This is a genomic window from Pseudomonas sp. S09G 359, from assembly GCF_002843605.1.
Classification (GTDB): domain Bacteria; phylum Pseudomonadota; class Gammaproteobacteria; order Pseudomonadales; family Pseudomonadaceae; genus Aquipseudomonas.
In genome coordinates this window covers 3,213,192-3,226,341 of the sequence record NZ_CP025263.1, presented here as the reverse complement: position 1 = coordinate 3,226,341, position 13,150 = coordinate 3,213,192, and the positions used below count along the sequence as shown (strand labels likewise).

Sequence of the window (13,150 nt, the reverse complement as noted above, 5' to 3'; positions counted from 1 at the left end):
AAGGATGCTGCGTAATCGAACAAACGATGAAATTCGGGTCAGCCTCCCCCGCGCTGGCCAATTCATGGTTCTCCAGGCGCATACCAGCGGTTACTCGTGATGATCCGCAACTCAAATTGCATTTGAATGCGAGCACAGACCTCCTAGACGGCGATCAGGATACTTGATATTGCGGTGCGTCATTGCTATGGCCATGCCCTAGGGCTCACTGCCGAATTAATGCTGCCCGGAGAAGTCAGGGTGTATTGCAGCACACTGCGGCTATTTGAAGTTTCGGACTTGGTGAAGGCAACGCTGTTGTATACAACTTCACATGCGAACTGGCCCAAATGGTTTGCCCACGCCGGTTGACCGCAGACAGATTTGAAGATCGGGATGCGCTTTGATCAATCGGAACTCGCCATTGACGCGGCGCGGCGCAGTCAAAGCGTGGTGCTAACAAGTCCCTGGCTTGTCGAAGATGCCTTGGAGCAAAACCAACTTGCGCAGCTATTCGATACTTCCTTATCAGAGGGCGAAGACTATTACCTCGTTCATAGCGGGAATGCTCCGCATGGGTCCGCAGACTGACTGAGGCAATGGCTTCTGAAAGCCTCAAAGCTGTAGCAAGCGCATTACCGGCAACCGATGTGAGATCTCACACCTGAAGCAATTAAAGCGATGCGGAGATGGATGATACTCGCTGCGTACGACATGACAGCGCCATTCTCTTGTTTTGGGATTGATGAGCAAATTTCATGAACCCTTGCCGATTTAAGCGTCTAGTACCTATTCGGTAGCTCGCTTACTGTTCCCCAACGCCTTATTCGGGAGAACGAAATGCACAACCGCACACTCGGCAACAGCTCACTTGAAGTATCGGCACTCGGCTTTGGCTGCATGGGCCTGAGCCATGGCTACGGTCCAGCGACAGAAACGCAGCAGGCGATCTCGCTGATTCGCACGGCAGTTGATCGAGGCGTCACGTTCTTCGATACCGCCGAGTTCTACGGCCCCTATCTCAATGAGCAAGTAGTTGGCGAGGCGCTGTTCCCGGTTCGCGAACAGGTCGTGATCGCCACCAAATTCGGCTTCGCCGTCGGTGCCGACAACACAAAGCAGACTCTGGACAGCCGGCCCGAACGTATTCGGGTCGCCGTCGAAGGTTCGCTGCGCCGACTGAAAACCGATTACATCGATTTGCTTTACCAGCACCGCGTCGATCCGGACGTGCCGATCGAAGACGTCGCCGGGACGGTGAAAGACCTCATCGGCGAAGGCAAGGTCAAGCATTTCGGCCTGTCGGAGGCCGGAGCACAGACCATTCGCCGTGCGCACGCGGTGCAACCGGTCACGGCGCTACAGAGCGAATACTCGCTGTGGTGGCGCGAGCCCGAGCAGGAAATCCTGCCGACGCTGTGGGAACTGGGCATCGGCTTCGTGCCGTTCAGCCCTTTGGGCAAGGGTTTTCTCACCGGCACGGTGTCGGCGGAGGCCACTTACGGCAGCGACGATTTTCGTAGCATCGTGCCGCGCTTCAGCCAGTCGGCGCTGCAAGCCAATCAGGGGCTGGTGATATTGATTCGTCAGATCGCCGCGCAGAAACAAGCCACGCCGGCGCAGATCGCTTTGGCCTGGCTGCTGGCGCAGGCACCGTGGATCGTACCGATTCCGGGCACGACCAAGCTGCATCGCCTGGAAGAAAACCTCGGTGGCGCGGACATCACGCTCGATGCAGCGGAGCTGAAGGCGATTGATGCTGCGCTGGCGCAGATCCGCATCGAAGGCGAGCGCTATCCCGAGGCCCTCAAGGCACGCGTCGGCCGATGAGCAAAGATCACGATCCGCTGCGGCGCACGGTCATCGCTGCACTGGCCAGCGCCCCGCTGCTGTCACTCGCCGACACGCAAAGCCCCCATGAAACCCCGCGTTCCGGTTCGCGGATTCTGGTCGCGTACTTCTCGCGCTCGGGCAATACCCGCGTAGTTGCCGGGCTGATCCAGCGTGGACTGGGTGCCGATCTGTTCGAGATTCGCCCGGCCCACGCCTACCCCGAGGACTATCTGGAAACCGTGGAACAGGCGCGTCAGGAGCGTGACAGCGGCTTCGAACCCGAGCTGCAAAACAAGGTTCACGCCCTCAGCGACTACGACACGATCTATCTGGGCTTTCCGATCTGGGGTGAAACCGCGCCGCCGATCGTGCGCGCCTTCCTCAGCGCCCACGACCTGACCGGCAAGACCCTCATCCCCTTCAACACCCACGGCGGTTATGGCTTGGGCAACAGTCGCAGCGTGCTCGTCAAGCACACGCCGAAGACTAAGGTTCTGGAAGGTTTTGTGATGAAGGGTGAGCAAGAGCGCAAGACCATGGAGCGCGTGAATGGCTGGCTGAGCGATCACCCCCTCACGCGTTAATCGAATTCTGTACGGAGTGACATCATGAAAATCCGCACGTTGGGCAATAGCCTGAAAGTGTCCGCACTGGGCCTTGGTTGCATGAGCATGACGTCGGCCTACGGGCCGGCTGCCGACCAAACCAGCATGATCAAGCTGATTCGTTCGGCCCACGAGCAAGGCGTCACCTTGTTCGACACCGCTGAAGCATATGGCCCGTTCGCCAATGAAGAACTGCTGGGCGAGGCCTTGCAGCCGATCCGCGAGCAAGTCGTTATCGCTACCAAATTCGGCTTCGATATCGACTTGGTCACCGGCGCACGCGGCGGCGGAACCAACAGCCGCCCGGCGCATATCCGCGCCGTGGCCGAGGCGTCGTTGAAGCGTCTGCGCACCGATTGCATCGACCTGTTTTATCAGCACCGCGTTGATCCGCAGGTACCCATCGAAGACGTCGCCGGCACGGTCAAGGAGCTGATCGCCGAGGGCAAGGTCAAGCATTTTGGCCTGTCTGAGGCGGGTGTGGAGACCATACGCCGGGCTCACGCGGTGCAACCGGTCACGGCGGTACAGAGCGAATATTCGCTGTTCTGGCGCGGCCCGGAGCTGGAACTGCTGTCGGTGTTGGAAGAACTGGGGATCGGTTTCGTTCCGTTCAGCCCGCTGGGTGCCGGTTTCCTCACCGGTCAGATCGACGAGCACACGCAGTTCGACGCGAGCGATTTCCGCAATTTCGTCCCGCGCTTTTCCCCTGAAGCGCGCAGGGCCAATCTGGCGTTGGTCGATGTGGTGAAAGCCGTCGCGCAACGCAAACACGCCACGCCGGCGCAAGTGGCCCTAGCCTGGTTGCTCGCACAGAAACCGTGGATCGTGCCGATCCCGGGTACGACGAAACCGCATCGTCTGGAAGAAAATCTGGGCGCGGTCGAGCTGCAATTGACCGGAGACGATCTGCGCGTGATCAACGAGCGGATGGCGCAAATTCAGGTGCACGGTGAACGCCTGCCGGAATCGGCACTGAAAATGACCGGACTTTGAGTCTACCCAACGCGGCGCTGCGTGGGGCGCCGCTTTCATTGCCTGACCGGAGTTGATCCGATGAACCGATTGATCGCGCCACTCGTGGCTTTCTCACTCATGACCGCAGAAGCCCAGGCTGCTAATGAAATCCGCATTACCCCGAACGGTACCCAGCCCTCGATCAAGGGCGCGGCGCAAAACTTTACCGGCGCGGTGCGCGTCGATGGATTATTCAAAGGTGACGCTCCCGCGCGCATCGGCGGCGGCACGGTGACCTTCGAACCTGGCGCACGCACGGCGTGGCACACCCATCCACTGGGGCAAACGCTGATCGTCACCGCTGGCGTTGGCTATGTGCAGCAAGAGGGCGGCCCGCGTCAGGAAATCCGTCCGGGCGACACTGTCTGGATTCCGCCGAACACCCGGCACTGGCACGGCGCCACGGCCAACAGTGGCATGACCCACATCGCCATCGCCGAAGCCGAGGACGGCCAGACAGTCACTTGGGCGGAGCAGGTCTCGGAGGCGCAATACGCCGGCCAATGAAGTTACGGAATGTGTCGAAGCTGTTCGCTCGACACTCTTGCGGCGAACCGTCATCTGACCTCCAGGCCCCGTAACAGCGGGTTCGCGCGAGGTTTTCAGCAGTTTTGGCAACGTCGACTCATGAGTTTTACTCAGGAGTCCATGCGCCTTTTCGGGGTTAATCGCCACAAACATCCTCCGTACGATCCAGCCACACCTCGCAGTGACCTGCAATGGACGGAGCCTTTCATGATGACCACTGAAGTACGCAACCGCACCGCCCTCCCCGCATTTATCGCGCTTTGTCTGGGCGTTGCGGCGATCTTCAGCGTTCCCATTCAAGCAGCCGAGGCATCGCAGACCATGACCAACACACTTGCCAGCGCAGCCAGCTTGTCGAGCCAGCAACAAGCCATTCCACTGATCGCGGCGTTCATGGCGACCAGCGACATGCCCAACCTCAACACGGCGCTCAACCAAGGGCTTGATGCCGGCCTGACCATTAGCGAAACCCGCGAAGTTCTCGTGCAGCTTTACGCCTACGTCGGCTTCCCACGCAGCCTCAACGCCTTGAATGAATTGATGACCGTGGTGCAGGCGCGCAAACAACGCGGCATCGAAGATGCGCCGGGGCGTGAGCCGAGCCGGGCGATTCCGGTCGGGGATGAGCTGCTGGCCGCGGGCACGGCGAATCAAACCAAGATTTCCGGCGCTCCGGTCAAAGGCCCGGTGTTCGAGTTCGCTCCGGTGATCAACCGCTTCCTGCAAACCCACCTGTTCGGCGACATCTTCGAGCGCGACAACCTCGACTGGCAAAGCCGTGAACTGGCCACTGTCGGGGCCCTGGCAGCAACGCCGGGGGTCGAGCCGCAGTTGCGCTCGCACATGGCAGCGAGCCTGCGCGTCGGGCTCAGTGCGGCACAGTTGCACCAAGTCACCGAGCTGCTGAAAAAGCATGGCGATGCACAGACCGCCGAGCGGGCCAACGCAGCGCTGGTCCAAGCCCTCACGGCTTCGAGGAAATGACATGAGAACTGCAAAACATTTGCTGAGCGTCACGCTGTTGAGCCTGTTGGCGGCCTGCGCGAACCACCCCGAAGGCCCGCTGCTGATCCAGAAACAAGGCAGCTTCGCCGCAGGCGGAACGATGACCACGGCACCGGGCACCTTCAACCCGCGCCAACCGATGACGCCCAACGGCCAGACCTACCACGGTGACCACGCCTACGCCTTCTATCAAATCCCGGTGGACGCGCGAAAACTGCCCATCGTCATGTGGCACGGCGCGGGTCAGTTTTCCAAAACCTGGGAAACCACCGCCGATGGTCGTGAGGGTTTTCAGAACATCTTTCTGCGCCGCCACTACGGCGTCTATGTGATCGATCAGCCCCGGCGTGGTGATGCCGGGCGCAGCATGGTCGAGACCACCATCAAGCCTGTGCCGGACGAACAACTGTGGTTCAACCAGTTCCGCATCGGCCTTTGGCCCCGCTACTTCAACGGCGTGCAAGTGGCACAGGATGCCCAGACCCGCGAGCAGTTTTTCAGGGCAATGACGCCGAACACCGGGCCGTTTGACATGGGCGTGGTCTCCGATGGTGTGTCGGCGCTGTTCGACAAAATCGGCCCCGGCATCCTGTTTACGCATTCTCAGGGTGGCGGGCCGGGCTGGTTGACGGCTATCAAGAACGACAAGGTCAAAGCCATCGTGGCGTTCGAACCGGGCAGCAGTTTCGTGTTTGCTGACGGTGAGGTGCCGGCGCCGATCCCCAGTGCGTTCGACACGGTGCAAGGCGCAGAGGTGCCGATGGAGCAATTCATGGCACTGACGCGTATTCCGATTCTGATCCTGTACGGCGACAACATCCCGGAACAGGCAGTCGATCTGCCCGCTCAGGACAGTTGGCGCGCACGCCTGAAAATGGCCCGGCTCTGGCGTGACGCGGTCAATCGCCATGGCGGTGATGTGCGACTGATACACCTGCCGGAGATTGGCATTCACGGCAACACCCATTTCCCTATGTCGGATCTGAACAACGTGCAGATCGCTGACCTGGTCGCGCAGTTCCTCAAAGAAAAACAGCTGGACTGACCCAAATACTTTTGCAACTGCCGCCTTTTTTTGCTCAGGAGCTTCACGTGAAGAACACTCTCAAAGCCACGTTCATGTCGGCATTGGTCGGCCTCTCGGCAGGCGAAGCCTTGGCCGCCGACTACAAGAAGAACCCGTTCACCCTCGCCTACGACGGCGCGATCACCCGCAACGAACCGGGCAAGGTCAACATTCACCCGGTCAGCTATAAGCTCAACGGTCTGGACATCGCCGCCAACGTCTACACTCCTGCCAACTACGACGCGAAGAAGAACTACCCGACCGTGGTGGTTGCGCATCCGAATGGCGGCGTAAAAGAGCAAGTCGCCGGTCTGTATGCCCAGCGCCTCGCCGAACAGGGCTACATCACCATCACGGCCGATGCGGCCTATCAGGGCGCCAGCGGTGGTCAGCCGCGCAGCATCGATAAACCGGCGTATCGCATCGAAGACATTCACGGCATGGCCGATTTCATCAGCCAGTTCGCTGGTGTGGATGACAACCGCCTGGGCCTGCTCGGCATTTGTGGCGGCGGTGGTTATTCGTTGGCGGCGGCGCAAACCGACAAACGCTTCAAATCCCTGGCGACGGTGAGCATGTTCAACTCGGGTCGAGTACGCCGCAACGGCTACAACGACTCGCAAATGGACAGCATTCAGCAACGTTTGCAACAGGCATCAGTAGCGCGCGCGCAAGAGGCAGCGGGGGGCGCAGTGCTGTATTCGGGGGATGCCAACCTCACCGACGAGCAGATTGCCGAACTGCCTTTCGAACTGTATCGCCAAGGTTATGAGTACTACTGGAAAACCCACGCGCACCCGAACTCGACCTTCAAATACACCACCAGCAGCCTTATTGACCTTATGCGTTTCGACGCCACCGACCATATCGAGTTGATCAATCAACCCTTGCTGATGATCGCCGGCAGCAAGGCCGACAGCCTGTACATGACCCAGGATGCGTTCCCGAAAGCCATCGGCACCACTGACAAGGAAGTGTTCATCCTCGATGGCGCCACACACATCGAAACCTACTGGGTGCCGCGTTATGTCGATGCGGCGATCGGCAAACTGACGGATTTTTACGCACGCACCTTGTGATCAGCGCGCCAAGGGTCGCGCATCCGTGCGCGACCTGCTTTCATGGAATAATCACGCGCTCCTCATGAGAGGTACTCATCAATGTCCCGCCCCAATCTCAACGACCTGCAAGCCTTCGTGGTCATCACCCGCGAAGGCAGTTTTACCCGTGCTGCCGCGCAACTGGGCGTTTCGCAGTCGGCGCTGAGTCACACCATGCGCGCCCTAGAAACTCGGCTGGGCGTGCGCCTGTTGACGCGAACCACACGCAGCGTTTCGCCGACCGAGGCCGGCCAGCGCTTGTATCAGTCGATGGCGCCGCGCTTCGATGAGATCGAACTGGAACTGGCTGCTGTCAGTGAGTTTCGCGACACGCCGGCCGGCAACGTGCGGATCTCGGCGTCCGAACATGCAGCCAACAATATCCTCTGGCCGAAGCTGCTGAAGGTGTTGCCCGACTACCCGGACATCAAGGTCGAAATCACCGTCGACTACGCCCTCTCCGACATCGTCGCGCAGCGTTATGACGCAGGTGTGCGCCTGGGTGAACAGGTGGCCAAGGACATGATCGCCGTGCCGATCGGTCCATCCTTGCGTATTGCAGTTGTCGGCTCGCCTCAGTATTTCCGGCATCGGCCTTACCCGATGGAACCGGGAGATCTGGCGGCACACAACTGCATCAACCTGCGCCTGCCGACTCACGGCAGCCTGATGCAATGGGATTTCGAAAAGGATGGCCACGAACTCAAAGCTCGCGTCGAAGGCCAATGGACATTCAACAGCAGCGTGCCAATTCTGCGTGCGGCCGTGGCGGGATGTGGCTTGGCTTTCCTGCCAGAGGACATGGTGGCGAAGGAGCTTGGCGACGGTAGCCTTGTGCGGGTGTTGGAAGATTGGTGCCAACCCTTTGCCGGCTACCATCTCTACTACCCCAATCGCCGTGAACATTCGTCAGCGTTTGGCGTTGTAGTTGAGGCGTTACTCTACAAGCACTGAGTCATCGACCTTCAAGGCGCATGAGCTTCATCCGCCCCACAAACCCGTGAATGAGCAAATGCTTTTGATCGGTTGCAGCCGGAAGCGACCGGCTGCAATGGGGCGATTACAGCTGACTTTGAGTGGTAGCTATTGGCTGTGGGTTCAACCAGTCGTTCAAAAGCAGCAGCTATCAGCCATAGACGACCCTATGCAACAGTCTTTGTTCGCGCCAAAGCAGTCGTATCTCAACATCGGGGGATTCGACAAAGGTATGACTGCTTCCCCCTGACTCTCTCGTAATGCTTGAGCTCTTATTCTAAAGGCAGAGGACGATCTGTGATGACGTGCTTCATCACTAACGTCGATGTGAGACGCTGTACGTTAGGTAACCTAGACAGTTCTTCATCGTAAAGCTTCTGAAAGGCTGGAAGATCTGCTGTAACCACCATTAGCAGATAATCAGGATCGCCAAAAAGTCTTTGTGCTTGGACTATATAGGTAACTCGCGGTAGAGCATTTTCGAAATCCGCTACCGCTTTTTGGTGCCCCTCTCGAAGGGTTACGAATACAAGGGACGAGAAATTCAGACCTATCTCGGTCGCCGATAGCTGAGCACGGTACCCTTTGATAACGCCTGCATCCTCCATCGCCCGAACGCGTCGATGGCATGGAGACAAACTGAGACCCACACGGTCGGCCAATTCTGTCAGCGACTGGCGACCATCCTGCTGTAGCTGCGCAAGAATCTTCTTATCAGTTCGATCCATTCAGAAAAACCTTCTAATGCAGTCCGCCTTGGCGGGTTTATTCGAAAGATAATACCACTTGGCTTTCTTTATCCTTCCACCACAGTGTTTCAGGGCGGTAAACGGCGCACTGAACTGATGAAAAAAGAAGGATTTGATCGTGACAGTGTCTTTGATGATGGCCTTCTGGGCCGTATCATTTTTGTTTGTTATCACGCCTGGAGTCGACTGGGCCTACTCGATATCGGCAGGTTTGCGAGGTCGTGTTCTACCCGCCGTAGTCGGCATGCTTTCCGGTCACCTTTTGGCCACGTTGATCGTCGCTGCAGGCGTGGGCGGGGTGTTGGTCAAAATACCCCATGCGTTGCTGACATTAACGCTAATGGGGGCGGCCTATCTCCTATGGCTCGGCTTCAACATGTTGCTAAAGCCTTCGTTGCCTGCTCAAGGAGCATCCAGCGGTGACAGTAGCTGGATGGCCTGGGCGATAAAAGGACTGTGCGTCAGCGGTCTCAACCCGAAAGTTCTTTTGTTGTTCCTGGCACTGCTACCTCAGTTCACTGATGCGTCAGCGGGGTGGCCAGTAGGGGCTCAGATTATCGCGTTAGGTTTGATCCACGGTTTCAGTTGCGGCGTCGTCTATCTTGCGGTTGGCTACGGCGCCGGAGCGGTGCTTGCTTCACGTCCAGCAGCGGCTACCTATGTGAGCCGGATATCGGGAGCCGCGATGATCGTCATTGCTGTGGTTCTTGCTGCCGAACGGCTGACCATTTGAATTAAGGAAGCAAAATGTCTGATCAAATCACCGCCCCCTATAACAGCCCTCGTCTCGGCAGGGTAAGAATTCCACATTTACAAGACATGAAGGCACGGGGTCAAAAATGGGCCATGTTGACTGCTTATGACATGTACGCCGCGTCGGTGTTTGAGGCAGCAGGAATTCCGGTACTGCTCGTAGGCGATTCCGCCGCCAACAACGTTTATGGGCACGACTCGACGTTGCCGGTAACAGTTGACGAGATGCTGCCTCTGGTCAGGGCGGTTTCGCGCGCTACTGAGCGGGCGTTGGTCATTGCGGATTTGCCTTTTGGCTCTTATCAGGGATCGCCTGAACAATGTTTCCATACCGCAGCCCGTTTCATGAAGGAAGGCGGCGCTCATGCCGTAAAGCTCGAAGGTGGGATCGAAATGCTTGCGCAGGTTGAGAAGTTGGTAGGCGCAGGCATTCCAGTTATGGCTCATATCGGTTTTACCCCGCAGGCAGAACACCAGCTGGGCGGATACCGCATTCAAGGCAAGGGCGAGGACGCTCAGAGTTTGATTAACTTGAGCGTTGCCTTCGAGCGTGCAGGGGCGTTTGGCCTGCTTATTGAAATGGTGCCAGGAGACGTGGCTACGAGGATCACCGAGACAGTCTCCATCCCTACCGTCGGAATCGGTGCAGGTGTTGGCTGCGATGCCCAGGTACTCGTCTGGCAGGACATGGTAGGGCTTCGTGATGGTCAATTGCCGCGATTCGTCAAACAGTATGCGGATATGAGAAAGGTGATGGGTGACGCTGCAAAAGCCTTTGCAAAAGACGTCGAGTCGGGCTCATTCCCAGGGATTGACCATACGTTTTAAATCGTCGGAGATGCCAATGAACGCAATGCGCCAGAAAGCAATTGAAGGACTTAAGGAAGGCGATACTTTCGAAATCAAACGCACTTTTTCGCACGCAGATATCGTTCAGTTTGAGGTGCTATCGCGCGACCACAACCCGGTGCATTCCAACGCTATGTACGCGGAAGCAAAAGGCTTTGATGGTGTCATCGCTCATGGCTTGCTGACTGCGACGCTGATTACGGAAATCGGAGGGCAATTGGGTTGGCTGGCCACCTCTATGAATTTTCGCTTCAAGCGCCCCGTTTACATTGGTGATGAGCTGACTTGCGTGTGGAAAATCATGGGGATTGATGACGGAAATCGAGCGCGAGCCGAGGTAACCGTGAACAACATTAACGGCCAGGCTGTCTTGCTCGCAGACACAACAGGGCTGATCCCCACTGACACCGAGAGGAATCTACTCGCATCAATAAAAATTGATGAAACTTAGATTTATAGCGGTGGCCAAGACATGCCAAAAACACCTCTTATATAGGAACCACGCATGCAAGACTTAGTAACATTTATTGTTAGACCAGGAAGGGGAATTGAAGACGCCTACTTTCTCCTGCTAGCTGCTTTCGTTGGTGGCGCTGCGGGAGTATTACTGGCCTACAAGGTATCGCTATGGGTGGGATTGCCCTTTGCACTAGTCGCGACCCTGATGCTTTATTTCACGTGGCGAACCCCAAGCTTGGTGCCTCTACCCTCTGAGAGACCAACGCCTAATGAGCCGTAGCATGAGGGGATAGAGGCGATCAAACTGGAATAATCACCTAAAGCCTGCGAAAGGCTTGCTGCTTAACTCGCACTTTATAAAACGCAGATTACCGCTTTTGGCTGATAGCAGAGGACGCTTTAACCATCATGCCGGCCGAATGACATCGATATACTTTTAGCGTTCGTCTAATACAAATCCAAAATCGTCGCTGGACACTTGAGCCGCTTCGCTGAGCCGTTGACGTAGTGCAACGGTCAGCTGTCGTTCCACCTCCTGAATCGCCACTGTTTCCGTAGAAACCTCCAAGCCCAGGAAACCAATTACGCGGATACAAATATTCGGTCGAACACAGCCGATCGGAGTTGCTGTTGTCGACCTAGAGCGGATTAGCTGGTCCTTCCTGGCTGATTGCACTGTGGAGCCGTGAATACGGTTGATGTTTTGAGCGACATCATCGGCCACGCCACTCTGTTGTACAGAGGCACTGGCAATCTGGGCGTTCATATGACTGATGGCGCCAACCTGCTCGCTGATCCGGGCCAGTGCATTCTGCGCGCTGCGGGTTTGAGTGACAGTTTGGCTCGCCAGCTCGCAATTGTTGCGCATTGTTTGCGAGGCGGCTTCCGTCCCCAATTGCAGCGTGCTGATCATCTCCCGAATTTCCTCGGTTGACTGCTGGGTACGGTTGGCTAACGAACGGACTTCATCCGCTACCACCGCAAATCCGCGTCCATGCTCTCCTGCCCTCGCCGCTTCAATAGCAGCGTTCAGAGCCAGCAAGTTGGTTTGAGAGGCGATGGCGTTGATGACATCGATCACTGACTCGATATTTTCACTGTATTTGGATACCTGATTCACGGTGCCCGTGGTTTGCTCCAGCGTTATGGCCAGTTGCTCAATGGCACGGGCAGCACTTGCAACCAATTGATTACCGTTTTCCACTTCAATGTCAGCCAGACGGGAAGCATCAGCTGCCTGCGCGGCGTACCCAGATACTTCGCTGACAGTCGCGGCCATTTGCGTGATGGCGGTAGCCACCTGCTCGGCTTCGTGGGTTTGTAGGTTGATCTGGTCATTGTTGGTCGACGAGGTGGCAGACAATTGGATGGAGGAATGATTGACCTCCTAGGCCGCCCTGCGCACTTGTTGGACAGTCTCCGCCAAATGCACAAGAGCGTCTTTCAGCACCCCCATCACGCTGTTGGGGTAATTGGTGGAAATAGTCTGGTTCAGATCACCAGCCGCCAGACGCTCAATGGCCAATGCCACCTCAGTGGGCTCCGCGCCCAATGTCGATTTAACGAAGCGAATAATCACCGCCGACAATGTGACGCTCAGCAACAGGGCAATTGCGGTCGCGATTAGCATCGTATAACGTTGGTCTGAATAGGTATTCCGAAATAACTGAACAGGCAGCGAACGACTCGGCTAGTTTTTTCAGCGTGCTCTTGGAGGTTAAACTAAGGACGCACCGACAGACTGCACTGTCCTAGCCGCCTGTAATTTGATCGATTATTTGAAGGAAGACCTAAAGCACGACTTGGTTGAGCTTGTTGTGGAGGCCGGTGACTAGGACATGACTGCTACATTCGAGATGGCAAGCAGATCACGAAATGACTATTCAAGGCTGGAGTTGTTCTGGTCTGTCGATTGACCGCATTTGGCCATGCACCTCTTACTCATGTTATTCCCGAACACAAAATTTCTGCCCCCCCCCCCCGAAAGCAGCCTGTCAATATTGGGGAACATCCTGCAGTCCCCACCCAACCTGCCGATAACCCTACTAACCGCATGTCGCTATTGGCGCGCGATGGCGTGCCACATGCAACGATCGATGGCGCGATCAGCCAGCTCCTGCTGACGTGGGATGTTGCCGCGTCCATCGCGCCGCCCGCTCGGTTTTGATCCGCAAACGGCGGGTGTCGGCGAGCGCCGTCGGCTTGGTAGACGGTGCGGCTTTGCCGGGCAGG

The 13,150-nt window shown here is 57.2% G+C and carries 14 protein-coding genes; 11 read left to right on the top strand and 3 right to left on the bottom strand.

Annotation, left to right across the window (positions count from 1 at the left end; translation table 11 throughout):
* Positions 1–819: 819 nt before the first annotated feature.
* From CXQ82_RS14415 to CXQ82_RS14380, 8 genes are all read left to right on the top strand, one after another.
* Complete coding sequence (locus CXQ82_RS14415) at positions 820–1,809, top strand: aldo/keto reductase (RefSeq protein ID WP_101270036.1); 990 nt, start codon at positions 820–822, stop codon at positions 1,807–1,809.
* Positions 1,806–2,396, top strand: a complete 591-nt coding sequence (locus CXQ82_RS14410; protein WP_101270033.1) for a flavodoxin — start codon at positions 1,806–1,808, stop codon at positions 2,394–2,396. Before CXQ82_RS14415 ends, CXQ82_RS14410 begins: the two co-directional genes overlap by 4 nt.
* A 24-nt stretch (positions 2,397–2,420) precedes the next feature.
* Positions 2,421–3,413, top strand: coding sequence for an aldo/keto reductase (locus CXQ82_RS14405; protein WP_101270030.1), 993 nt, complete (start codon positions 2,421–2,423; stop codon positions 3,411–3,413).
* Between the two features lie 60 nt (positions 3,414–3,473).
* Positions 3,474–3,941, top strand: a complete 468-nt coding sequence (locus CXQ82_RS14400) for a cupin domain-containing protein (protein WP_101270027.1) — start codon at positions 3,474–3,476, stop codon at positions 3,939–3,941.
* A gap of 231 nt (positions 3,942–4,172) precedes the next feature.
* A complete protein-coding gene (locus CXQ82_RS14395; protein WP_101273790.1) occupies positions 4,173–4,946 on the top strand; it encodes a carboxymuconolactone decarboxylase family protein in 774 nt (257 codons plus the stop codon).
* Positions 4,947–5,067: 121 nt separating this feature from the next.
* The gene (locus tag CXQ82_RS14390; RefSeq protein WP_176332055.1) at positions 5,068–6,012 is read left to right on the top strand and encodes an alpha/beta fold hydrolase; all 945 of its coding nucleotides are present in this window, start codon (positions 5,068–5,070) and stop codon (positions 6,010–6,012) included.
* 47 nt (positions 6,013–6,059) lie between these two features.
* Positions 6,060–7,112, top strand: a complete 1,053-nt coding sequence (locus CXQ82_RS14385) for an alpha/beta hydrolase (protein WP_101270023.1) — start codon at positions 6,060–6,062, stop codon at positions 7,110–7,112.
* Between the two features lie 81 nt (positions 7,113–7,193).
* Positions 7,194–8,087, top strand: coding sequence for a LysR family transcriptional regulator (locus tag CXQ82_RS14380; protein ID WP_101270021.1), 894 nt, complete (start codon positions 7,194–7,196; stop codon positions 8,085–8,087).
* 293 nt (positions 8,088–8,380) lie between these two features.
* Here the strand turns inward: CXQ82_RS14380 and CXQ82_RS14370 are convergent, their stop codons facing one another.
* Positions 8,381–8,836, bottom strand: coding sequence for an Lrp/AsnC family transcriptional regulator (locus tag CXQ82_RS14370; RefSeq protein ID WP_101270016.1), 456 nt, complete (start codon positions 8,834–8,836; stop codon positions 8,381–8,383).
* A gap of 133 nt (positions 8,837–8,969) precedes the next feature.
* Between CXQ82_RS14370 and CXQ82_RS14365 the strand changes: the two genes are divergently transcribed.
* From CXQ82_RS14365 to CXQ82_RS14355, 3 genes are read left to right on the top strand one after another with little or no spacing between them, the layout of a single operon-like run.
* Positions 8,970–9,590: a LysE family translocator gene (locus tag CXQ82_RS14365; protein ID WP_098479584.1), complete on the top strand. Its 621-nt coding sequence runs from the start codon at positions 8,970–8,972 to the stop codon at positions 9,588–9,590.
* Positions 9,591–9,604: 14 nt separating this feature from the next.
* Positions 9,605–10,438 (top strand): 3-methyl-2-oxobutanoate hydroxymethyltransferase, encoded by an 834-nt coding sequence (panB, locus tag CXQ82_RS14360; protein WP_098479585.1) that lies wholly within the window; start codon positions 9,605–9,607, stop codon positions 10,436–10,438.
* A gap of 16 nt (positions 10,439–10,454) precedes the next feature.
* Positions 10,455–10,910, top strand: coding sequence for a MaoC family dehydratase (locus tag CXQ82_RS14355; protein ID WP_041064257.1), 456 nt, complete (start codon positions 10,455–10,457; stop codon positions 10,908–10,910).
* Between the two features lie 444 nt (positions 10,911–11,354).
* Here CXQ82_RS14355 and CXQ82_RS31935 read toward each other — a convergent pair whose 3' ends face one another.
* Positions 11,355–12,197 carry a methyl-accepting chemotaxis protein gene (locus CXQ82_RS31935; RefSeq protein ID WP_157832201.1) on the bottom strand — a complete coding sequence of 281 codons (843 nt, stop codon included), beginning with the start codon at positions 12,195–12,197 and terminating at the stop codon, positions 11,355–11,357.
* A 108-nt stretch (positions 12,198–12,305) separates the two neighbouring features.
* Positions 12,306–12,548 carry a hypothetical protein gene (locus CXQ82_RS31930; protein ID WP_157832158.1) on the bottom strand — a complete coding sequence of 81 codons (243 nt, stop codon included), beginning with the start codon at positions 12,546–12,548 and terminating at the stop codon, positions 12,306–12,308.
* Positions 12,549–13,150 lie beyond the last annotated feature (602 nt).

What these genes read in the sequence shown, in the direction of transcription:
- CXQ82_RS14400 (WP_101270027.1), top strand. Translation starts at nt 3,474, where the DNA reads ATGAACCGATTGATCGCGCCACTCGTGGCTTTCTCACTCATGACCGCA.
- CXQ82_RS14370 (WP_101270016.1), bottom strand. Translation starts at nt 8,836, where the DNA reads ATGGATCGAACTGATAAGAAGATTCTTGCGCAGCTACAGCAGGATGGT.
- CXQ82_RS14355 (WP_041064257.1), top strand. Translation starts at nt 10,455, where the DNA reads ATGAACGCAATGCGCCAGAAAGCAATTGAAGGACTTAAGGAAGGCGAT.
- CXQ82_RS14410 (WP_101270033.1), top strand. Translation starts at nt 1,806, where the DNA reads ATGAGCAAAGATCACGATCCGCTGCGGCGCACGGTCATCGCTGCACTG.
- CXQ82_RS14380 (WP_101270021.1), top strand. Translation starts at nt 7,194, where the DNA reads ATGTCCCGCCCCAATCTCAACGACCTGCAAGCCTTCGTGGTCATCACC.
- CXQ82_RS14405 (WP_101270030.1), top strand. Translation starts at nt 2,421, where the DNA reads ATGAAAATCCGCACGTTGGGCAATAGCCTGAAAGTGTCCGCACTGGGC.
- CXQ82_RS14415 (WP_101270036.1), top strand. Translation starts at nt 820, where the DNA reads ATGCACAACCGCACACTCGGCAACAGCTCACTTGAAGTATCGGCACTC.
- panB (WP_098479585.1), top strand. Translation starts at nt 9,605, where the DNA reads ATGTCTGATCAAATCACCGCCCCCTATAACAGCCCTCGTCTCGGCAGG.
- CXQ82_RS31930 (WP_157832158.1), bottom strand. Translation starts at nt 12,548, where the DNA reads ATGCTAATCGCGACCGCAATTGCCCTGTTGCTGAGCGTCACATTGTCG.
- CXQ82_RS14390 (WP_176332055.1), top strand. Translation starts at nt 5,068, where the DNA reads ATGACCACGGCACCGGGCACCTTCAACCCGCGCCAACCGATGACGCCC.
- CXQ82_RS14395 (WP_101273790.1), top strand. Translation starts at nt 4,173, where the DNA reads ATGACCACTGAAGTACGCAACCGCACCGCCCTCCCCGCATTTATCGCG.
- CXQ82_RS31935 (WP_157832201.1), bottom strand. Translation starts at nt 12,197, where the DNA reads ATGGCCGCGACTGTCAGCGAAGTATCTGGGTACGCCGCGCAGGCAGCT.